Raw genomic sequence first — 22,085 nt, forward strand, 5'->3', positions numbered from 1 at the left:
TCGGAATCCAACGGAACCGCAAGGATAGCGTCAGGAATACATTTCCAACATTTCCTTTGCCATCTCGGCAAATTCGTTACGCAGGCTCTTCGGTTCCAGCACTTCGACCATTTCGCCGAAGCTGGCCAGCCACCAGCGTAACTGTTGGGTGTTTGGAACCTCGGCGGTAATGATGATGTCCTCCTCCTCCCTTTGGTAGGTCTGGTTGGTGCTCAGAGGGCTTTCCACCAGATGTTCGCCCGCTCCGTCGTAAAAAACGGCTTTGAGGCGAATGGTGTCACCTTCTTTCACAGGGAAACCAAACGCGCCAGCTTCCAGGTAGGCGTCGAGGTCGAACTCTGGAATGACGTGGGCCTTTTCGGTCAAGGCCTCGGCGCTCTCAAAACGGTGCAGAGCCAGGTGGTAGATCTTGGGATAGTCCTTGAAGCTTGCCAGAAGATAGATCACCGGATCGGCAATGACCAGTCCCTGCGGGCTGAAAATCCGCTCTTCCGCCTCCTGCTTCCCGACTCCTCGATACATTCCCCGCACTTTCACGCCGCGCAGCAGGGCGTCATAGAGCGTCTTCAGAACCTGGGGATCAATGTCCGGCGGAAGCAGGGGCTGGGCCCGGCTGATAACCCGCACCTTGTACGGCCAGCGGCGGTAGTGGTCGAGATCCGTTTGGTCGAGGACCTTCACGGCCTGACGGGCCCGGGGGCGTATAAGGTCCATACAGGATGGGGGCAAAACGCTCTCAAGGTGGGATTCGGCCATGCGGACAACCAGCGCCGTATGGGGATCCATGCCCGGCAGATCGAAAATGTCCGCCTCCCGATCCCAGTACCAGCCGATCGGCTTGTTGTCGTCCCGGCACAGGGGAAAGATGTTGCCTTCCCAGAGCTGTTTCAGGTCGCGCTGCACGGTGCGCAGGTCAACGTCGAATCCATCTTCCCGAAGCATTTGGTGAATCTCCTGCGCGGTGCGACGCCCTCTGCGGGGCACATGCTTGAGCATCTGCCACTGGCGTAACAGCACCTGGTTCTTGTCTCTCGGTCCTTTCTTCATTATGCCCCTCTGCTGTTTGTATGCGACACAATTCGTCGTCACCGTCCTTACCATGTTTTGTGAATCCAGAAAAGCAGGAGATGCAATTACATGGTCGACCGCTACGAGCAGAAAGTCATTGCCGGGTATCTGTGGAACCTGTTGCAGGTCGGCAAGCTGCCCTTCGCTGTCATGGATGGGCTGTGCGGAAGCATCCCGTCGATCCTGACTTATCTGGGCATCTCGGATGAGGATGGAAAGTTGCGGGAGCTGCTTAAACTGTGTTGCGAGGGGGGCGGGCAGGCGGAAGGCTCCCGCAGGGCTTTTCACGTGATGAGGCAAGCGACCCAGGCGCTTTTGGCCAAAAGGGTTGACTCTCTTCAGAATGCTGAACCCGGTATTCTCGAAAGAAACATTCGCGAACTGGTCTCCCAGATACAGCTCGACAGGGACGAAACAGCTTTTTTGGGGATGTTGCTGCGTTACCGGATTCACGAACCCCTGTATGAGCTGTTCAACGCTCTGACACAAGCCGGCTTTGGCACGATGCCTCTTTGCGCCTCCTGTCTTGGCCTGGGAACAAGGCGCCTGCATATTCTGCTCACGCGCGGAGGACGATTGTTCAGATCCGGGGTTATCGTGCCAGGGCTGGGTATCGGCAAGGACATCGACGACAGCTTCGATCTGTCGAAAAAGATTCTGCATGCCTTCGAGAAATCCCTCGCCGACTGCGAGGACATCCTCTCCTGTCTGTTGGGGCATGTGGAGCAAGCATCTCTTGAGTGGAGCGATTACGATCATATCGCTTTGGAAAGGGACCGTCTTGCCCGCTTTCTGAAACAGGCCGTCGCGCGGCGGCTCAAAGGGATCAACGTGTTGTTGTATGGCCCTGTCGGAACTGGCAAAACAGAATTCAGCAAAACTCTGGCGGCTCAGTTGGGGTTTTCTCTCTATGCCCTGGGAGAACAGGACGAACAGGGTGAAGAGCCGACAAGACATGAAAGGATCAGCAGCCTGCAGGTCATGCAGAATCTGCTGCGCTTCCAGCAAAAGAGCCTGCTGCTGTTTGACGAGATGGATGATCTGCTCGAAAACGCTGGAGCGGCAACGTTCATTCCGGGAGAAAAAAACTCCGGTTCGAAAGTCTTTATCCATCGATTGCTGGAGGACAACCCGGTTCCGGTGATCTGGACCATCAACAGGGTCAGCAATCTGACGCCGTCCATCATCCGCCGCATGTCCTTTGCGATCGAAATGAAAAATCCGCCCCTCGCCTTGCGCCAGCGGGTCTGGCAAAGACACCTCGCCAAGGAAGGGCTGGAGTTGTCAACAGGCGACCTCAAACAGCTTACAAGGTTGGATTTGCCTCCGGCGGTGGTGTCCAACGCGGTGAGATTTGCCAGGTTTACAGGCGGCGCGGTGGAAGATTTCAAATGTGCGGCCGACAGTATCGTCAAGGCAATGAAAGGTGGAGGGCCAGCAAGGCCGGAGCGCGTTGAAGAGTCGTTTGCCCCACGGTTGAGCGTTGCGGACTGCAATCTCATGGAGCTTGCCGACCTTGTTGCCGAACGCGGAAAACGCAACGTCTCATTTTGCCTATACGGACCTTCTGGCACAGGCAAAACGGCCTATGTGCGGTACCTCGCTGACAGGATGCAAATGCCGGTATTGGTCAAGCATGCGTCCGACCTGCTCTCCATGTGGGTGGGGGAGACGGAACGAAACATAGCCAATGCCTTTGCGGAGGCGCGTGAGAACGAAAGTTTCCTGGTTTTTGACGAAGTTGATTCGCTTCTCGGTGATCGGCGCATGGCGAATGCAAGCTGGGAGATTTCCCAGGTCAACGAAATGCTGACCTGGATGGAGCAGCATCCGCTCCCCTTTGCCTGCACCACGAACCTCAAGGCCCATCTTGACCCTGCCGCTATGCGTCGCTTCACCTTCAAGTGCCGATTTGACTATCTGGGACCCGAGCAGGTTGTGCACGCGTTTCGCCACTTCTTCGGACTGGTTCTGGCGCCGGAGAAGGCCCGTGAGCTGACTTGCCTGACACCCGGCGATTTTGTGGTGGTGCGTAAAAAGGCAGATTTTTACGGCGGTTGCGATATTGAACAGTATGTCGAATGGCTGCGGTGGGAAGTCCAGAACAAAAATGAGGCTATTGGTTCGCGCATAGGTTTCACCAGAATGACGTGAAAATTCCTGGGCATTGGAAAATTTGAGAAAAATTTGAGATTGGTGGTGTATTTTGTGGCATGAAAGGAGAGGCTGATGGAATATCCGGAATATCTCAGGCTACTGCAAAACGATGGTAGGTATAAGGTAAAAGTTGTTATTAGCTCATTTGATGGCTCAGTGGCTGATTTGTCGATGGAAGCCATAGAAATCAAAAAAATGATAGATCCAAGTACGGGGCTTTTTTACGAAAAGATGCGCTTCGATGACTGGTTGCTTAATATTTACAAGTATGAAATTGATCCAGTGAATAAAATTATAAAAATTAAAACAAGGTTGCCAAATGATTAATGTTAGATAGTTTTATTTTGAATAGGTGGTCGTAGGAAACTAGTTGTTGTTAAATAGCTCTGTTGCTAAAACATGATTTTTAACTTTGTGTTGTAAAGTCGTGATAATTGCAAGTTGTTTATAGTTTGTTAACTTGTGGCCTTGGAGGCAAGATGGAATACGACAGTGATTATTCTGGATGGGGCAATGAAGTCTTGTATCGAATGTGTCAAGAAAAACCACACCATGACAACCGAGACGTAATTCGCGCAAAATTATGGATTATTGGTAGGGCCTACTCTGCATCAATAGAGAGAAAAGCAAAGCCTGGTTTTAAAATGGAGGATGCTGTAGACATAATCAAGGCTTCCGACATAGATCTTTATATACAAGAATTGAAAAAAATAGAAAGGCTCAACGAATCTAATGTTTTTACATTGCTTAAAGCTCATAAGTATTTTACTGGTGTGTTAAAGGATGCAACAGGAATAGAAAAAAGATCGCTTGCGTCAAAGTATTTGCATTTTCATGCACCAAGTTCGGTGTTTATTTATGATTCTATAGCAAATAAAAAAATAAGAAAAATACTAAGAAAACAAAAGAAGCATTTTAAGATAAGTAGAAAATTTGATGACGCATATGAGGCGTTTGTCTGTAGGTGCATATATTACCGTGACATGGTCCTTGATCCCAAGATTGGACGTCTTGCAACACCAAGAAGAATAGATATGGAGTTGCTTGGATATAGGCCTTTATCAGATTGATTAGTGAATTCAATCTATAGAACATTGATTTAATAGATTGTTGACGTTCTGATTGTGTTTGTTAAATTTTGGTGAAGCAATGGCAAAAAGACTAATTATAACACTTGATGAAAACACAACAAATAATTACCTTTGGATTGCACAGAACAAAACTAAAGCAGAAGTCGACAGTGAATGTGAACCTTCTGGGATAATATTGATAATAGATATTTCTCCAGAGCCTTATGGTGCAAGTGTTATTTGTGAAAATGACGAGATTGGTGTTGCGTCTGTTGAATTGGTTGATACTTAAGAAATTGAAATTTATAAGCCAGGCATTTGTTTTAAGCGTTCCTTCAAAAAAGTTCAATGGCCCGCCTGTTCCGCTTGCAGGGTGTAAAATAGGAATAACTCATCGCCCCTGAAAAATTCTAACTGAAGGAAGAGCACCGGATGGCATGCAATCACCTCAAGGGAGTTGATGACGACAAGATGAACGATGAACGCCATCCTGGCTGCGTGCGGCTTCAACCTGCGAAAGCTTCTGCGGGCTTTCATTTGGCTTGTTTTCAAAGAGCTGGTACGGCTCAAGTAGGCGCTTTTATCGTTCCGGTTTGCTCTAGCGACTTTTGTGAGGCGTTTGGTCGTTTCAGAGCAGAGTACCGAATTTCAAACAATCGTCGCCTGAGGGCGAATTGCGGGGTTTTTCAGGGACAACTAGTTAAAATACAACTTCTTTCAGACAAAGGAGAGCGGTGGGATGGAACCGTATCTTGAAAAAATGGGCAAAGAAATTGTCAATGTCGCGAGGCGGTTGAATGATGAGCTTGAAGAGCTTGCTGGTGAGGGGATCTTTTTCATGCCCGAGTTGGCTTTTGCTTTCGAGGTTGGCAAGAGCATAATGAAAAATGCGGAGGAAATTTTCGGGGGAAAACCAAAATGGTGCCGGGAAACTGACCTTGGTAATGGCGGCCCTTCAGATTTGATCTTTGAATTCGATGGAGGGAAAAAGGTGGTCATCGAATTCAAAATGCGAGCGACAGGTGGCGCATATTTGGGCGATTTGGAGAAGTTAAACAAATTGGATAATGAGAATACGGCAAAGATTTTCTGTGCCTTGGTCGATGTTTTTTCCAAGGACGTTCCCAATGACGATCGGATAAAAAAGGTCGAAAACTTTAATTCAGCTCTTGTTCGTTCGGTTCTTGAACCCAAGCCATCATTTCCGACAAAGCAAAACTGGTACAGCACCCCGGTTTCATGTTTGGTTGGGGTGTGGAGCGTGGGGCAGGTGCCAAAACTATAAATATAGATATGTTCAACTCACAAGGGCACCGAGGGGGACATTGAAGTATTCTACAACCTGCAGAGGCGATATGCCAAGCCTGGGCAACCTCTGCTCGGTGGCATATTGGAAGAAATACGTCACGCGACAAGGGGCTGCTTGACCATAATATAGTGTCCACTATTGCGGGCCGACCTCAGCAGGCCATTTAGAAAAAGATTTGTAATAGATAATAAAGAGCAATTTTAAGAGTCAAAAGGGGAAGATATGAACGGAAAATCTGAAAGTGAATCATTGAGGATATTGCTTGGTGAATTTTTGCAAAAAGAGCACATCAAAAAAACATTACGATTTTTATCAGAGAATAAAATATATGGATGCGAAAAATGGTTTCAAATAGAGTTTATGCGATTTTTGTTTGAAAATGAAAATGTTGTCAGTGATGAGATATGTAAAGAAGAGGAATGCGACTACGATAAAAGAAAAGAATTCGATTACGTAAAGCAGAGAATAGATTTAACATTTAGAATTAAAAATAAACAATATTATCATGCCATTGAACTTAAACATAAACACTGTTTCTCAATTTCTTCTATAGAAGAAGATTTGGCAAAATTAGATAGAGCAAAGCCAAGTCAAAAAGAATACTTCAGAAAAATATTTTCAGTATTGCTGCATCCTTTTGTGGGAGATGATAAAATTAAAAACAAATTAAGGAGAAGGGAGTTTGCTGACAAGTTTGAATTTTCTATAAAAATACCTACGGCAAATTTGTCTTGCTCAGTTTTTTCTGCTGAAATATAAATACTGCTAACTGTACAGAGATAGAGTTATCACCTGACACTTTCGCCCTGGCGGGGTGACGAGTTACGCAGCTTCTTTGGTTGCTTTTTTGTTCGTATCTTCGCACTTTGGCAATTCGTCGATAAAGGCCTGATAAGGCACCCTGACTGGCTGAAGCAGGTTGTCCAAGGCTGCCGGAGCCGTTGTGGCTCCGGCAGCTCCCCCTCCTTGTGAGGCCTTAATGGAACCTCCTGAAGTGGCGACGGCGGTTGAAGCTGGCCATTTCTCCCTGGTACTGCTGCTGTTCGGTTTTGACAAAGAGTGCCATGTGAATGACGGTATCGAGGGCAATCAGGGCGGCGCCCTGGATTTCCGGTCCTTCCAGCCGGGCATCTTCGCCAACGCCTTGCGATGTGTGGATGTCAACAGCGCAACGGCCGACAAGGGAAAGGGAGTGTTCAACCTGTTCCCGGGAGGGGGCTTGCTGCGCGGACGTTTCCCCGGGCGCAAGGGCGCTCATGGCATAGCTGCCAATGAGTTTGGGCAGTAGATCGTTCATGGCGGGGATATGGGAAACAAAATCGACCCCCGCCAGTTTGCCGTCCAGAAAAACGGCGATGCCATTGACATCCTTGATGCCGGCGAAAGCCTGAACATATTTTTCGATGTCGGGTTTTTTGTCCTCGAAGGCATCCCGCATGGCTCCGGTCTCTGAATGGGTACCAATGGCCCAGTGAAGGGCTTGCACACCTTCCCAGACCTCGTGCTGGTCGGAACGGTAGCTTTTGAATGTCTTGACGTTTCTGCTCACAGAGGCCTGTTTGCGAGAGCGCAGGAAGCTGGGCATGACCACCTGCGAGTCTTTGAACTGCTGTGACTTGTACTCCCAGCGACCCTGTTCCGTGCAGCTGACCGGAATGACACACTCGCTTTTGGGGGCGACGAGAATCGAAGTGTTGAGCACCCGGTTTTGCTTGGCGCCCTGGATCTCTTCTCCGTCCAAAAGCAGGACGAACGTATCTCCTTCATTGACCACATAGAGCTCCGGAACCGAACCGGATTCACTGACTTCCTTCACGGTCAGAACGCCCTGCGCAAAGCCCTGGCTCATGGTCAGGTAGTCGGGGCCGATCTGCTCTGATGCGACCAGGGGAGCGACGCTCATCTGGTTGAAGGTTTGAATGTCCTTGACCTGAATAGACTGAAGCAGGCTGTTGATCATCGTTTCCATCGGCAAGTTTCCTTTCTCTCAGATTTCGTGTTTCGCAAGCGCAAAGAGCAAGGGCGGTGCCAAAGAAGTAATGCGTTGAAATAACAGAGCTTATCTGTCTGGGAAGGTCTGGTTGTTGGTTGCGGGAGATAAGATTGTTTGTGTCGATGTAAAAAAGTTTATATAGTGGACGAAACCTTTTTCCGGGAGTTGACGATGGAGCGCATTCTTTTTGCCTGGGTGGGGATGAACGACCTGAAGGCTTCAAGGGGAGAGGCGGATGGTCAAATGGGGCCCATTGCCAGGGTGGCGACGGAGATGACGTTTTCGCGTCTGGTGCTGCTCGACAATTATGGGCCGGCGGAGAATGTTGCCGATTATGTGGCCTGGCTGGAGAGGCAGTGCGGGCTTCCAGTTGAGCTGGTTTCCGTCGAACTGCCAAGTCCGGTTGATTTTGCTGCCATCTATGTTGCAGCCCGTGATCAGGTGGACAAGGTCCTGACGCAGGAGAGGATGGAGCGACGCGAGGTTGTGCCGGTTTTTCACCTGAGTCCCGGCACGCCGGCCATGGCGGCGGTCTGGATCTTGCTCGCCAAGGGCCCGTTCGCCGAGGCCGAACTTGTCCAGGCGTCCCGGGAAAAGGGCGTGGAGAGTGTCGAAATGCCCTTCAACATCTTCGCCGAGTATGTCCCGGATACGATTGCCGGGGCCGATCGTCGCCTGATGAGGCTGAGTGCGCATTACGACCTGGCAGCAGAGCCGGAAACACACGGCATTGTCGGCCAGAGCAAAATCATCAGGAAGCTGGTCATCCAGGCCCGCCTGGTGGCGGCTCGGGATGTGCCAGTCCTTCTCGAAGGCGAAACAGGAACCGGCAAGGAGCTGTTTGCGCGCTTTATTCACCGCGAAAGTCGCCGGTCAGAAAAGCGGTTTCTGGCGGTCAATTGTGGCGCCATCCCCCGAGAGCTGTTTGAGTCGGAGTTTTTCGGCTACGTCAGAGGGGCTTTTTCCGGTGCGAACAGAGAGCATCCGGGGTATTTCGAGCAGGCCGACGGCGGGACCCTGTTCCTGGATGAGATCGGCGAGCTGCCGGCCGATGCCCAGGTCAAGATTCTGCGGGTTCTGAACGATGGCGTGGTGCGTCGTATCGGGGATGCCAAAGACCGGCAGGTCAATGTCCGCATCATTGCCGCCACCAACAGGAATCTGCTCACGGAGGTGTCGCAGGGGCGTTTTCGTTCGGATCTGTTCTACCGCCTGGCCGTTGCCGTACTTCGGCTGCCGCCTCTGCGTGAGAGAGAAGGGGATATCCATCTTCTGCTCGAACACATGCTGACCCAGGTCAACCGGGAACTGGGCAAGGAGCCTGGCTACAAGCAGAAGAAATTTTCTATCAACGCAAAGAATATTATGCTGCGGCACACCTGGCCAGGCAACGCCCGGGAGATGTACAATACCGTGTTGCGGATCTGTGTCTGGTGCCAGGAGGAGGTGATTCAGGAGGAGGACGTGCGCCAGGCACTTCTTCCTGGCACAACCGAGGACAAAAATGATATTCTGTCCCAACCTTTGGGGGGAGGGTTCAATATCCAGGAATTACAAGCCTTTTTGACTTCCCACTACATCAGGAGAGCCCTTGACGAAGCCGGCGGCAACAAGCGCCGCGCCGCCGCCTTGCTGGGGCTGAAGAACTACCAGACGCTCAATAACTGGATTGCCAAGTATGGGGTCGAGGTGTAACTGGTACGCCTGTTGCTGAAACCCAGGAGGAATGCCGTGCCGGGAATGTCTTTCGAGTTATTACGCCAGTGGTCTTCGGAGATCTGTGATTTGTGTAGCGCTACTGACGATGCTCTGAAGAGTGGCGATGCAATATCTGCCGCCGTCAAGATGAGAGGTATTGCGGATTGGGTAGTTCGCGAAGCTTATGCTGCATGGAGCCTCAAGCTGCCGGTTCAGCAGAGCCTTTTCGATTTGGTGAGCAACACGGCTTTCAGGGACCATCTGTCACCCCTTATTGAAAACAAGTTGCACCGGATAAGAAAGTTGGGTAACCGGGGAGCACACAATGAGGCTGTTCCTGGCAACGATGCTTTTAAGGTCTGGAATGACTGTCTTGAGGTTGTTCGGTGGTTTTACCTGAATGTTTTTGTGGCAAGAAGGTTGGCAGAAGGGGGGCCGATTTTTGAGCGCCCCGAGAAAGAAAGCCCAAAATGTTCGAACCCGGCAGACCAGACCGGTGACACGGACAAGGTTAACAAGACTCATGTCGACGGTGTTGGTGAGAATGGGGAGGTTCCCATGGTGACATTTCCTCACGCCAACAATTCTTCGGTTGATGTCAGGACTTTTGTTGAACGGTGGCGGCGCAAGTTTGAAGAGCCGGATTCCCCCTATCGTTGGGAGGAGGCAGTGCCGAGACTGAACGCTGTCGTGGATTACCAGACACAATTGAAGAATGGCCGTCGCTACAGCCTGGATGTTCTTTGCCGCGAGATTGTTCCGGAATCTTACCGCAATACAATGCAGGCGACAAATGATTTCATGGATATCAACTCTAGGGCTCTTGAGCGTTGCATAGTGGTGAATCATTTGACGGGTCAAAGGGTTCAGGGGGCGAGATTGACCAATTTTGCAAAAGATTTTTTGGAAGTAAGGACTTGAAAGATAAACAATTCGTTTTGGCTGTTTTGTTTTTGTCTGTGCGGCCTGAAATTAATAAGATGATAAGAACAAGCACTGTTTATTGTTTGTTTTGATTCATGTGAAATGAAATTAAATCGTATGTTTTCTAGTTGTCGAAAATAAGTTATTGAACATGGCGGTTAGAGTATGTAGATAAGTATTATATTGTGTGCCAATTAGTGTTTTTGAAATTATTTGTCTTGTGTTGTTCTTTTTTTTGTGAACTAAAAAGGTTGAGATTAGGGGATGATTGGAAGGATAATTGCTCTGACAATAGAAAACTTTAAGGGCATCTCAGACCCTGTGCGGATTGAATTTGCGCCTATTACACTTCTTTTTGGAGCTAATAGCGCAGGGAAAAGCACCATTATCCAAGCATTACATTATATGCGAGAAATTCTTGAGCATGGAAATTTGGATGCTGATAACTCTTCTTGGGCAGGTGAAACTTTAGACTTCGGTGGTTTTAGGTCGTTGGTGAATGGTCACGATCTTTATAAATCCATCAGAATTAGGATAGATTTTACTTGCGATTCAAGTTTTTTTAAAGTTTATCCGGCGTTTCCTTTTAGGGGAATAGATCCAGAACAAGTCGAAGTATGTGATATACGCACAGAATATTATGATTCTTGGTTTTCATTTCATTATTTTTTTGAAATAGAAGTTTCATGGGACTTTGCAAGTTCATCTCCGTGCATGAGCCGCATATCAAGTGGGCTTTTTGATGAAAAAATTGCAGATATTGTCCGAACTGATAAGCAAGTTTATTTTGATGGCGTGCAGCCAGGTTTTGATGAATTTCTTAAATATGTCAATTTCAGTCATGAAGTATTCTGTTCATACGGCGATAGTTTTTTACAGGACCTTGTTGCAGGTCTGTTGCCTGATGATTTTTTGGCGGGGAAGAGCGATGTAGGAATTCCCGCCACCTTATGTTGTAGTCCGCCTACTTTGTGGGACGATAATCTAAGCTTTGATGTTGAGTTCATCGAAGAGTTGCTGCGTGGTTACAGTGAGGTCGGAAAGGCTGATGCTCTAAGAAGAATTCTCCAATTTGAAAGCTATCTTACTCAACTCATCAGGGGTCCCGCAGACATCCTGCTTGAAATTTTGCAGGGTATGGCCTATGTGGGACCTATCCGAAAAACACCCGAACGTTACTTCGTCCCTCGCAAAACCAGTGACCCGGCACGATGGGCTACCGGTCTTGCGGCGTGGGACAAGCTCTTTTTGGCGGATCAGGAGTTTATCGATGAATTGAATCGATGGCTTGCCGAACCTGAAAGATTGGGGGTCGGTTACAAGGTTGAAGCCAGGCGCTTTCGGGAAATCGATTCAGACCACGAAATCTGGTCCCTTGTGGATTCGACTGGAGAGGTCGGTCTGGCCTCAATTCTGAAAACAATTCAGAAGGACACCCCTGAAAAAAAGGAATTGTCTCTTTTGGATTTGAGGCGTGGTTGCAATGTTCTTCCCCATGATATCGGCATTGGCATTTCCCAAATGATGCCGGTACTGATTGCCGCCTTAGATAATAGAGTTGGAATTGCCGCTATCGAGCAACCTGAACTACATGTTCATCCTGGACTTCAATGTCGTCTTGCCGATTTATTTATTTTATCTGCATTGAGGAGTTCTTATTCTCAGTCACAAAAACCTGATTACGGACAAACACAATTTCTGCTGGAGACTCATAGTGAACATCTTCTACTTCGTTTGTTAAGAAGGATCCGCGAGACTACCGATGGAACTCTCCCTGAGTGGCATTGTGGGCTGAAGCCGGAGCATCTGAGCATAAATTTCATTGACTTCAAAAATGGGAAACACAGTGTCCGCAGGTTGCAGGTCAGTGATGATGGAGATTCACTTGGTGATTGGCCGGATGGGTTCTTTGAGGAGCGCGCGGAGGAGCTTTTCTGATGTTGAAGGAATATGCCCTTGAACCGGATTGTTTGAAGGAATGGTCTACCTTTCGGTACCTCATTGAAAATTTCGGAGTCCCCCAAGGCCGCCTTATTGCTGAGTTCCCCAAAAAGTGGCTGCGAATGGTTTATGAATCCTGCGGCTCTTTTTCATTTCAGCAGAAACAAAAGCTTCAAATTGAGCTGACAAGAATAAAGAAGTATGGGCTTTGCAAAACATCCCGCCCGTATGATGGCGAATTGGAATGGTTGGAGAATGCTTTCAGACAACAGGCCGAAAATCCATTCCATGCCATTATCGCCAGTGAGGCAGTCCCGGAGAATCATGTGTTGGCAGCAGAGGAGGTTTCAGCAGTTGACCCGCTCTGGAATGTACAAAGAACCAAGGTCGTCCCGAGAAGAGCCGACGATATGGCCTTGGCGGTAAGCAAGTTTTTGTCTATAGCAAAGCATATTATTTTTGTTGATCCGCATTTTGGCCCGGAAAACTCTCGATATCGTAGAGCGTTTCGGGCTTTTTTGCAGGTAGCAACCCAAAACCGGAATGCTGGAATGCCCCTCGTGGAGGTTCATACCTCGGCAAAGTCGACGAAAGAGTTCTTTCGTCAGGAATGTCAAAATAAACTTACAAGGCTTATTCCTGCCGGCCTGACAGTTCGATTTGTGAGGTGGGCAGCTAGAGATGGGGGGCAGCCGCTGCATAATCGTTACATTTTGACTGACGTTGGGGGCGTTTCTTTCCAGCATGGCTTGGATGAGGGGCGAGATGGTGAAACTGATGATGTCGCATTGCTCGACCAGCAAAACTATCAGCAACGGTGGTCTGAGTATGCCGGTGAAAATCCCGCCTTTGATTTGGCAGAAGAGCCGTTTGTCCTGAGCAGTGATTAAGGTTTGACAGGGGCCGTTGCACTTTGTCGATAAGGGCTAGTTCGTCGGTTGTGATCCAATAAATACAAGCATTGCACTTTTATCAGGGTATGGCAGGACAGATGAGGAGGGTATCATGATATCTGAAATCCAAGTCGGTGCCAATTATGAGTTGGATGGAGTGGGACCCGTCAAGATTACCAAAATTGAGGAGGGCTATATCGAGTTTGAAGAACAGGACGGCTGCCTCACGTCAATGTCGCGAGAAGAATTTCTGGCGTTGCTGGTTTCTGATCAGGGTAAAATTCAGAACTCGTCCCGGTTCAATCCTTCCAACAGGGAAAGCCCTCCTGACAATCAGGCCCTTCCTATTGTTGCTGAACAATCCACAAACCAATACCAGATGTCGCCCCAAGGCAAGTCCTTGCCAGGCGAACAGAAGCAGGACCAAGTCGTCCCTGAAGATGTGAATTTTGTGAGGGGCGGGAACGCCGATCCTCATGGTGTTTCTTTTGAAAAGAAAACGACATCGGGATTTGCTTTCGATTCGCTTGAGTCTGTCCGCAAGAAACTCATCGACCTGACGAACCGTAATACCCTGCTCAATTATCGGCACCCCAAGGCAAGTTGCCTCCGAATAATCGATGAGTTGCCAAACCAGATTGTCGAGCGACTTCGGGCCGGCAAGGAATTTACTTTTATCCCCGTTCCAGAGCCAACAGAAGCAGAATTAATTGTGGCCGGATATGTGGAAGTTGATCCCGTAACGGGGCAAAAAAAATATATTTCTTTTCCAGGTGCCGAAGAATGGGCGAAACATATCGGGCTGCAAACTTCATATGAACTCCCGAAAAGGGAAACGGAGGAGCTGGGAGAACGGAGACACCAGGATTCCAAGTTGCAGACTCTGATGTATGCGCCTGAACTGGAGGCGCGTTGTCGCAGTATTCGTAGCAAAGCTGAAACGGCCATAGAGGAAAGTGGTGCCAATATCCTGTATCTGACAATCGGATTTCTCGAATGGTATGAAAGCCGCGATTCAGACGTCGTCCGAAGAGCACCTCTTTTTACTTTGCCCGTTAGGATGGAGAAAAAAGAGTTCGACAGTGGGGCATCGACCTTTCGTTATACGATTGTCTTGAAGGATGATGGTCTGTTGACGAATATCCCATTGCGGGAGAAATTGGCCAATGATTTCGGTTTGAGGCTACCCGAGATAGATGAAGAAATAACCCCCGAAGACTATTTCGAAAAAATATCCCAAACTATCATCAAAAGCATGCCTCGCTGGAAAATTCGCCGCCAGGCAACTCTGGCCTTGCTGAATTTCTCCAAACAGGTCATGTATGCCGACTTGGACCCGGCGAGATGGCCCAAGGGCGCATCTCTTGAAGAACATCCGATTGTACGTCAATTTTTTTCCTCGTCTGGGACAGAACATTGCCCGGCCGACTTCGGTTATTCACCTGAATATCCCATTGATGACATCCAGGGTGTTCATAAAAAGTTCCCACTTGTATATGAGGCAGACAGCTCCCAGCACAGTGCTTTAATCGATGCCCTTGAAGGGAACAACCTTGTCATCGAAGGACCTCCCGGATCAGGCAAGTCGCAAACGATTACCAACCTGATTGCCGCTTCGATTGCAAATGGAAAGAAAGTGCTTTTCGTTGCTGAGAAAATGGCTGCTCTCGAAGTTGTCAAAGACAGGTTGGACAAGGTTGGACTAGGGGATTTTTGTCTCGAGCTTCATAGCCATAAAACACAAAAACAAAAAATTCTTTCTGATCTTGAGTCGAGGATCAACAAAAGTGGCACATATCGTGATCCTGCCGACATAGAAATCGACATTGCACGCTATGAGGATCTCAAAAACAAACTGAGAAACTATGTCGAGGTCGTCAACAGCCACTGGCGAAATACGGGACTGTCAATCCATGAAATTCTCAATAGGGCAACACGCTACAGGAGACAGTTGGAAATTGATCCGGATCAGTTCTCAATTCACTGGATCAATGGTGAGAATTTGACGCCCGTCAGGCAGAAGGAACTCGCTGACAATCTGGAAATGCTTGTATCGATCCACAAACAGGTTTCAGATCAGTCTCCGACAGGAGAGATTGACAGCCATTACTGGTTTGGCGTTTGTAATCATAATCTCTTTGGACATCAGATCGAATCTCTTTGTTCCTTTTTGAAGGAATGGACCGATGCCTTGGCTGATCTCAAGGATTTCTGGGAACAGCAGGCAAAAAAAATTTCCATTCCTGATCAATCTGAAATTTCCTTTTCTCAGATAGAGGCTCACATTGATGGTTTGCGGAAACTGCCCGAATTGCGTGGTGGCGAGCCATTGAGTTGTCTGCCTGCATTATCAGAGGTGTTTGAAGAATTTAGAGTCTTTTGTGGCAATTATAAGAATATTCACATGCAGATCGAAACATTAAGCGGCTCCCTGAAGGAAGAGACTATCGATGATCCATGGTCTGTACGGGCTTTGGGTGAGGCATTGGAGTCTCTCACGGCGGTGAATTGTTCAGGGAGGATGACACTGCATGAACTCAATGAGGAGTGCGGGCTACTTGAGCATCTTGCCGAGGTCGCCTGCAAACTGGAGGCAGGATTTCAGAAAATCAGGCCCAGTATTCCCAATACCCTTGCTTCGGTTTTTGAATTGTCCAGTAATGGAGTTAGGGAATTTCAAACATTTATTTCATTGATTTCCAGATTGCCGACTGAGCTGTGGAGAAGTCGGGCGGCTTTATATGATGATGACGATCTGGATCCTCTTCTAGAGCAACTCGCCTCGAGGTTGGAGGTGCTGACGCCGCTCCACAAAAAATTGTCTGAAATTTATGACCTTCACCGATTGCCACCATTTGAAATTCTGGCTGCGGATTGGGAAACTTTCAGAGGCGGCGGTTTGTTCCGAATATTCTCATCCAGATGGCGAGCCGCTCGGAAGGCACTATTGTCACTGGGGTCTTCCGTTCGGGTTGACAAGAAAAACGTTCTTGGGCTTGTTCCAGAGCTGCTGGAGTACGTCAAAGGAATTGACGAGATTTCGGCGCTGAACCAAAAGGAACCATTGCTGGGCGATTTGTACAGGGGAATAGAGACACCTATTGACCGTATTCTGGTGCTAAGAAACTGGTACAAAGAAGTCCGGGCCCAGTATGGTCGTGGGTTTGGCGATAGAGCCGCCATAGGTGAAGCTCTGCTCGCTATCGACCGAAACCTTGCGATGAACATTCTCAACTTTGCCAGTGAGGAACTTAGCCCTCTGAGCGATGCCCTGATAAAAGGGGTTAAAAGACTGAGGGAGCGTTTCCCTGGCTACGAACCTTTGAAGGACGGCAATTGCAATTTGGCCGGAGAAATCTCACCGATCAAGTGTCTCCAGGAGAAGCTCAAATCCTCGTTGTCGATTCTTTCCAAGTTGGTCAAATCTTTTGATTTGAATATGCCGGCACTGAAATCCACCCATGTCGGCTTGGAAAAGTTGGTTGAGGACCGAGAGCGGTGGAACAACAGTCCTGTCAAGACAATCCTGGAGTCAGCAGGGGTTAACCTCTCGGTGCAAAGTAATGGCTACTCACAGGATGACATGGCTGTCCTTGAAAACCTGGAGACCATTATTGATGTCTCGAAGCGCGTTCCTAGTCTGCGTGCTCCCATTTGGTCCTCTCCTGTTGCCTCGCGGTATCAGGAACTGAAGAATTCCCTCAGGGGCATGCAAAAACGATATGACACGTGCATCAAGGCAGAAAAAGAGTTTCAAGATCTTGGGAAGGTAAACCTTGAGGCTTGGTGCGCGTCAGGTGGGAAGAGGCCGGGATCCATAATTGAAAAGAATGTGAATGCGTTAGGGCATCCAGACTGGTTGGGAACCTGGCTTGATTATCTTAAGGCAAGAAACCGACTTGCCGGCAAGGGTCTTGACCAGTTCATAAAGGGGTTGGAAGAGAAGTGGTTTGCTCCGGAACAAGCTGAGGATGTCCTGCAGCTTTGTATCTCTCACCAGCTATCTACGGAAATTTTTCGGGAGAATGCCTTCCTGGCCGACTTCAGTGGGCTGGAGCAGAATGCCATTCGGGCAAAATTCAAGGAGTACGACAAGAAACTGCAAAAACTTCAACAGGAGAAAATTGCATATCGTGCTGCGGACGTTGAGTTGCCTATTGGCGTTGCGTCTGGCCGGGTCTCTGAGTATTCAGAGCTATCCCTCATTAGGCACGAGATCGGCAAAAAACGAAAACACATTGCAGTGCGGAGTTTGCTTAAGCGGGCACCCAAATCCATCCAAGCTCTGAAACCATGCTTCATGATGAGCCCGATGTCTGTTGCGCAATATCTGGAACCAGGTCTGTTTCAGTTCGATCTCGTGATCATGGATGAGGCCTCACAGATAAGGCCGGAGGATGCACTTGGTTCAATCGCTCGAGGTAAGAATCTGGTGGTTGTCGGAGACCCGAAGCAGTTGCCTCCTACGTCCTTTTTTCAAAAGGTTGTTGATGAGGAGGAGATGGATGAAACGGTTGCCCTCCAGGTCACGGAGAGCATTCTCGATACAGTTATCCCGATGTTTAAAAACAGGCGTCTCCGTTGGCACTACCGTTCCCGACATGAGAGCCTGATCAATTTTTCCAACAAACATTTTTATGATTCAGACCTCGTTCTGTTTCCTTCGCCCTTTCAGGAGTCGGACGATCTGGGGATTCGCTACAAGAAGGTTCCGAAAGGGCGTTTCAGTAGGCGGAGAAATGTCGAGGAAGCAAGGTGGATCGTTTCCGACTTACTCACCCAGTTAGTCGACCGACCAGATGAGTCTGTCGGTGTTGTCGCCATGAACACCGAGCAGAGAGACGAAATTGAACGGCAACTGGATCAGGCTTTGAAGGAGGATGACCGCGCACGCAACAGCTATGAGAAAAACCGAAGCTCTGAAGAACCACTGTTCATCAAAAACCTGGAAAATGTTCAGGGTGATGAGAGGGATGTCATCTTTATATCCATGACTTATGGACCGGAGCAAATAGGTGGGCGAACCATGCAGCGGTTTGGTCCCATCAATTCAGACGTCGGTTGGAGGCGACTGAATGTTCTTTTTACCCGCTCAAAAAAACGAATGCACGTCTACTCCTCAATGTCTTCAGGAGATGTCGTTGTTGGCCCGAGATCGAGCAGGGGAGTCGCTGCTCTGAGAGCTTTTCTGGAGTACTGCGAAACCGGCCACCTGTATCATACGGTTCATACTGGCAGGTCTCCCGATAGTGATTTTGAAATAGCGGTCATGGACGCATTGCGGGAATATGGTTATGAATGCGTGCCACAGCTTGGGGTCGCCGGTTTCTATCTTGATCTGGCGGTCAAGGACCCAGGAATGCCCGGTCGGTTCCTTATGGGGATAGAATGTGATGGCGCCACCTACCATTCAGCAAAATCCACCCGGGACCGGGACCGGTTGCGTCAAGAAATCCTTGAAAGCCTTGGGTGGAAAATCACAAGGATCTGGTCAACAGACTGGTTTAAAAATCCACAGGCCGTTCTTGTTCCAATTGTGAGACAGCTGGAAGAATTAAAGACCCCTGTTGCGGCCTCTGAAGATCTCGAAGTAAATGAACAATTCGAGGCTCAGGAAGAAAAACCGGTCGAAGTTTTTTCTGAAGAATCTGTAAGTGAAACTGCGCACGAAGAGGAAAAAGACCTTAAGAATCGGCTGCTCGAGTTCAACCGAACAGTTATCGAAAAAGAAAATCCGAACATCGACCCGGACAAACGTTTGCTGCGACCAGCGATGTTGCAAGCATTGCTGTTTCATCTACCAACTTCAAAGGGAGAGTTCCTTGAGCTTATTCCTGCCAGTTTGAGGTTGGGAACAGCTGCCGAGGAAGGCAAATATATTGCCCCGGTTTGTGAAATCATTGCAGCTTATGGATGATGTAGCCGGCTATCAGGCTTTTAAAAGACCATTTTCCCATGCATTTGATTTTACTAGAATGCGGGAGGTGGCTTTGCTAGGTAGTGTAAAGGACACCTTTTAATTATACTTTAAAGTAAGACCCTCTTTCCAGCAACAACACTTTACCGGACTTGGTTTGGCAGGGATTGTCAAGTGCGACCAGGCACGAGCATTGCTGAAACAGCAAGGCAGATTTTCAGAATACCCTCTGTACAGAGATAGTTATCACCTGACACATCCGCCCCTGGCGGGGTGACGGGTTACGCAGCTTCTTTAGTTGCTTTTTTGTTTGTCTCCTTGCTCTTTGGCAATCCGTCGATAAAGACCTTGATAAGGCACCCGCCCATTCATGTCGCGACCTTGATGGGGCCGTTCATGGTTGTAGTGGTGCAGGTAGGCATCGAGATCCTTCTGCATCTGCTCGACCGACTCGTACCAGGTTTTGCGTCCTTCGATTCGGAAGTGCTCGTCCAGCAGGGTTCGGTGCAGACGCTCAACAAAGCCGTTGTTCTGCGGCCGGCGAACTTTGGTGGTTCGATGCTCGATGCCTTCGAGCTGCAGAAACAGCTCGTAGGGATGCTGATCCGGCCGACCGCAGTACTCCCGGCCATTGTCCGAGAGAATGGTTGTGATTGTGGCATTGTGCTTCTCGAAGAACGGCAGGACGTCTTCATTGAGCACATGCACGGCCGTGACCGGCAACTTGCTGGTGTAGAGCCGTCCCCAGGCGTAGCGGGAATGACAGTCGATCACCGACTGCAAATAGACCCGACCAACGCCTTTCAGGGTGCCAACGAAGAATGTGTCCGCCGCAACCAAATCGCCAGTGTGCTTGGTTTCGATGTGGCGCTCTCTGACCTCCGGACTGAACCGCTCCAGAAGGCGGACCTGATCGTCGCTCAGTTCAAGGTTCTGTTCTCTGACCCTGCGTTCAAGGCGAAGCAGGCGCTCATGCCGGGTCAGAAGGTTGTGGCGACTCCAGACACCACGAACACCACCGGAACTGATCTGGATCCCCTGAAAAGCCAACTGTTGCGCGACCCTGAGAGGCCCATGAGTCGGAAACTGCAGGCTGTACTCGAGAATCGCCTTTTCGACGGATTCATCCACCCGGTTCGGGTGTGGCCCTTTGGGCCCCGGCAAGCGGTCAAGCAGGCCTTGTGCGCCATAGGTTTGGTAGTTGCGGCGGATTTCATAAAACTGCTGACGGGAGTAACTCATAACGCGACAGGCCTTGCTGACGTTGTTCAGTTCGGCAGCGAGCTCTAGCAGGCTGAGCTTCCTTCGTGCTACTTTGCGTTTGGTGGTCATGACGTTCTCCTTTCTGAGGTTGGATGAAGCTTCGACAACTCCATCTTTACCCCAGCCAGGGGCGGCATGACCACCGCTTCGTTTCGTGGCCAACTGTCAGGTTATAACCATCTCAGAACACATAGAGATTCTTTAATGCTTGTTGTTCTCAATTTGGAGTGACAGACAGACAATCCCGATTTTCCTGGTCGCCGTGCCCGACCCCTGCCATGTGTGCCTTGTGGAAAATTTCATGGCAGGGGTCGAATTTTTTCGGGCAGGGGTCAAATTTCGGATGGGCACAAATATGGGCACAGAATGGGGACGAAACGAAACAAGGGGTTAGCGAATCTTCGCTAACCCCTTGGAATTTCTGGTGGGCGTTGCTGGGATTGAACCAGCGACCCCTGCCGTGTGAAGGCAGTGCTCTCCCGCTGAGCTAAACGCCCATTATCTGTTGGCTGCGGACGAGATATATAGCAACAACCCATTGAGGTGTCAACTGCTTTTCATGTCTGTGCCGGTGTTGCCGGGCCGGGTGGCTGCCGGCCGGTTTTGCGCTCTTTTGCGTCTCTTTCGCCAGTTCTCCCGGCATCCTGATTCCTTTTTCGAGCGATTTGTTCCAGTTGCCGGTGCAGCTGGGACGTATGAAATTGTTGTACCTGTCCTGGGGCGAGAAGATGGGCCCCGGGGCCAGGCCGACATCTCTTTGCCGTGCGCGCCGGCTACCTGCGTGTCATCGAACGGCTGCGTGCAGCCGGTGCCCAGGGGATCATTCTCGGCTGTACCGAGATAACGCTGCTGCTCGGAGCGCAGCATACAAGATCTGCCGCTTTTCGACAGCACCGAACTGCATGCCTGTTACACTCTGGAGCGGATGTTCGCCGATTGGCAGGGAGAAATCGGGACTTGACAGCGAGGCGTCATCGATGGCCTACATGCAGCGAGCGGCCTATTGGTCGAAAGACGCCGAAAACAGGATGGGAGGAAGAGCATGCTGGGTGCCATCGCCGGAGACATCATCGGTTCGCGGTTCGAGCACAATCCGGTTGCCGCGGACGATTTTGCCCTGTTTGCCGCCGATTGCCGCTTTACCGACGATACGGTGCTGACCTGCGCCACGGCCGACGCCCTGCTGCACGGCCGTTGCTATGCCGATGCCTATCGGCAGTGGTTCCGTCGCTATCCCGACGCCGGCTACGGCGCGCGTTTCGTTCGCTGGGGAATGTCCGATGACGCCGGGCCGTACAACTCGTACGGCAACGGCTCGGCGATGCGCGTCAGCCCGGTGGGCTGGCTGGGTGACGATCTGGCGGCGGTTCTCGACGAGGCGGCGAAAAGCGCGGCGGCGACCCACGATCACCCGGAGGGGATCCGGGGAGCGCAGGCGGTGGCCGCCGCCGTGCTGCTGGCGCGCAAGGGGGAGAAGAAGTCCGGGATCAAGGAGTTTGTCGAAACGACCTTCAACTACGATCTCGACCGCCGTCTGGCCGACATCCGGCCGGGGTACGGCTTCGATGTCACCTGCCAGGGGTCCGTGCCCGAGGCGCTGATCTGCTTCCTCGAGGCGGACAGCTTCGAGCAGGCGGTGCGCAACGCCGTGCTGCTCGGCGGCGACGCCGACACCCAGGCCGCCATCGCCGGCGCCGTCGCCGAAGCGTACTGGGGTGTGCCCGACGAGATCGGCCGGCGTTGCCGGGATTATCTCGCCGCCGACATGCGGGAGCTGCTCGAGGCGTTCGAGCGCCGAAAAAGTGTCGGCCGGCCGTGAAATCCACCGCCGGCCGATTTTTTTGCCCATTGC

The 22,085-nt window shown here is 50.0% G+C and carries 14 protein-coding genes, 1 tRNA gene and 1 pseudogene; 12 read left to right on the plus strand and 4 right to left on the minus strand.

Features of this window, described 5'->3' with window-relative positions:
- Positions 1–30: 30 nt before the first annotated feature.
- Entirely contained in the window at positions 31–1,047 is a 1,017-nt protein-coding gene (locus EDC39_RS15275; RefSeq protein ID WP_187426630.1) for a helix-turn-helix transcriptional regulator, read from the minus strand.
- A 90-nt stretch (positions 1,048–1,137) separates the two neighbouring features.
- Here EDC39_RS15275 and EDC39_RS03625 point away from each other — a divergent pair, with 90 nt between their 5' ends.
- The 6 genes from EDC39_RS03625 to EDC39_RS03650 all read left to right on the plus strand — a co-directional run bounded on the left by EDC39_RS03625 (position 1,138) and on the right by EDC39_RS03650 (position 6,363).
- Positions 1,138–3,222 (plus strand): AAA family ATPase, encoded by a 2,085-nt coding sequence (locus EDC39_RS03625; protein ID WP_148894979.1) that lies wholly within the window; start codon positions 1,138–1,140, stop codon positions 3,220–3,222.
- Between the two features lie 75 nt (positions 3,223–3,297).
- Positions 3,298–3,552 carry a hypothetical protein gene (locus EDC39_RS03630; protein ID WP_148894981.1) on the plus strand — a complete coding sequence of 85 codons (255 nt, stop codon included), beginning with the start codon at positions 3,298–3,300 and terminating at the stop codon, positions 3,550–3,552.
- Positions 3,553–3,704: 152 nt separating this feature from the next.
- Positions 3,705–4,295, plus strand: a complete 591-nt coding sequence (locus EDC39_RS03635; RefSeq protein ID WP_148894983.1) for a hypothetical protein — start codon at positions 3,705–3,707, stop codon at positions 4,293–4,295.
- A gap of 79 nt (positions 4,296–4,374) precedes the next feature.
- Positions 4,375–4,587, plus strand: a complete 213-nt coding sequence (locus EDC39_RS03640; protein ID WP_148894985.1) for a hypothetical protein — start codon at positions 4,375–4,377, stop codon at positions 4,585–4,587.
- A 447-nt stretch (positions 4,588–5,034) separates the two neighbouring features.
- Entirely contained in the window at positions 5,035–5,580 is a 546-nt protein-coding gene (locus EDC39_RS03645) for a hypothetical protein (RefSeq protein ID WP_148894987.1), read from the plus strand.
- A 246-nt stretch (positions 5,581–5,826) separates the two neighbouring features.
- Positions 5,827–6,363 (plus strand): hypothetical protein, encoded by a 537-nt coding sequence (locus tag EDC39_RS03650; RefSeq protein WP_148894989.1) that lies wholly within the window; start codon positions 5,827–5,829, stop codon positions 6,361–6,363.
- Between the two features lie 217 nt (positions 6,364–6,580).
- Here EDC39_RS03650 and EDC39_RS03655 read toward each other — a convergent pair whose 3' ends face one another.
- A complete protein-coding gene (locus EDC39_RS03655; RefSeq protein ID WP_148894991.1) occupies positions 6,581–7,573 on the minus strand; it encodes an ARPP-1 family domain-containing protein in 993 nt (330 codons plus the stop codon).
- Positions 7,574–7,738: 165 nt separating this feature from the next.
- On the opposite strand from EDC39_RS03655, the gene EDC39_RS03660 reads away from it, so the two are divergent.
- From EDC39_RS03660 to hhe, 5 genes are all read left to right on the plus strand, one after another.
- The gene (locus EDC39_RS03660) at positions 7,739–9,292 is read left to right on the plus strand and encodes a sigma-54 interaction domain-containing protein (RefSeq protein ID WP_246140167.1); all 1,554 of its coding nucleotides are present in this window, start codon (positions 7,739–7,741) and stop codon (positions 9,290–9,292) included.
- 45 nt (positions 9,293–9,337) lie between these two features.
- Positions 9,338–10,216: a DUF4145 domain-containing protein gene (locus EDC39_RS03665; RefSeq protein ID WP_246140172.1), complete on the plus strand. Its 879-nt coding sequence runs from the start codon at positions 9,338–9,340 to the stop codon at positions 10,214–10,216.
- A gap of 267 nt (positions 10,217–10,483) precedes the next feature.
- A complete protein-coding gene (locus EDC39_RS03670; RefSeq protein WP_148894997.1) occupies positions 10,484–12,157 on the plus strand; it encodes an AAA family ATPase in 1,674 nt (557 codons plus the stop codon).
- Positions 12,157–13,050 (plus strand): hypothetical protein, encoded by an 894-nt coding sequence (locus EDC39_RS03675; RefSeq protein WP_148894998.1) that lies wholly within the window; start codon positions 12,157–12,159, stop codon positions 13,048–13,050. The genes EDC39_RS03670 and EDC39_RS03675 overlap by 1 nt, the downstream gene beginning before the upstream one ends.
- A 115-nt stretch (positions 13,051–13,165) precedes the next feature.
- Positions 13,166–18,970, plus strand: a complete 5,805-nt coding sequence (gene hhe, locus EDC39_RS03680) for a DUF4011 domain-containing anti-phage protein Hhe (RefSeq protein ID WP_148895000.1) — start codon at positions 13,166–13,168, stop codon at positions 18,968–18,970.
- A gap of 281 nt (positions 18,971–19,251) precedes the next feature.
- Here hhe and EDC39_RS03685 read toward each other — a convergent pair.
- Positions 19,252–20,302: pseudogene (locus EDC39_RS03685) on the minus strand (IS481 family transposase).
- Between the two features lie 353 nt (positions 20,303–20,655).
- Positions 20,656–20,730: transfer RNA gene (locus tag EDC39_RS03690), tRNA-Val, on the minus strand.
- Between the two features lie 545 nt (positions 20,731–21,275).
- Between EDC39_RS03690 and EDC39_RS03700 the strand changes: the two genes are divergently transcribed.
- Entirely contained in the window at positions 21,276–22,052 is a 777-nt protein-coding gene (locus EDC39_RS03700) for an ADP-ribosylglycohydrolase family protein (protein ID WP_148895004.1), read from the plus strand.
- Positions 22,053–22,085: the final 33 nt, after the last annotated feature.

The sequence above is a fragment of the Geothermobacter ehrlichii genome (assembly GCF_008124615.1).
Classification (GTDB): Bacteria; Desulfobacterota; Desulfuromonadia; order Desulfuromonadales; family Geothermobacteraceae; genus Geothermobacter; species Geothermobacter ehrlichii.

Coding starts and splice junctions, on each gene's coding strand:
- EDC39_RS15275 (WP_187426630.1), bottom strand. CDS start 1,047: ATGAAGAAAGGACCGAGAGACAAGAACCAGGTGCTGTTACGCCAGTGG.
- EDC39_RS03625 (WP_148894979.1), top strand. CDS start 1,138: ATGGTCGACCGCTACGAGCAGAAAGTCATTGCCGGGTATCTGTGGAAC.
- EDC39_RS03630 (WP_148894981.1), top strand. CDS start 3,298: ATGGAATATCCGGAATATCTCAGGCTACTGCAAAACGATGGTAGGTAT.
- EDC39_RS03635 (WP_148894983.1), top strand. CDS start 3,705: ATGGAATACGACAGTGATTATTCTGGATGGGGCAATGAAGTCTTGTAT.
- EDC39_RS03640 (WP_148894985.1), top strand. CDS start 4,375: ATGGCAAAAAGACTAATTATAACACTTGATGAAAACACAACAAATAAT.
- EDC39_RS03645 (WP_148894987.1), top strand. CDS start 5,035: ATGGAACCGTATCTTGAAAAAATGGGCAAAGAAATTGTCAATGTCGCG.
- EDC39_RS03650 (WP_148894989.1), top strand. CDS start 5,827: ATGAACGGAAAATCTGAAAGTGAATCATTGAGGATATTGCTTGGTGAA.
- EDC39_RS03655 (WP_148894991.1), bottom strand. CDS start 7,573: ATGGAAACGATGATCAACAGCCTGCTTCAGTCTATTCAGGTCAAGGAC.
- EDC39_RS03665 (WP_246140172.1), top strand. CDS start 9,338: ATGTCTTTCGAGTTATTACGCCAGTGGTCTTCGGAGATCTGTGATTTG.
- EDC39_RS03670 (WP_148894997.1), top strand. CDS start 10,484: ATGATTGGAAGGATAATTGCTCTGACAATAGAAAACTTTAAGGGCATC.
- EDC39_RS03675 (WP_148894998.1), top strand. CDS start 12,157: ATGTTGAAGGAATATGCCCTTGAACCGGATTGTTTGAAGGAATGGTCT.
- hhe (WP_148895000.1), top strand. CDS start 13,166: ATGATATCTGAAATCCAAGTCGGTGCCAATTATGAGTTGGATGGAGTG.
- EDC39_RS03700 (WP_148895004.1), top strand. CDS start 21,276: ATGCTGGGTGCCATCGCCGGAGACATCATCGGTTCGCGGTTCGAGCAC.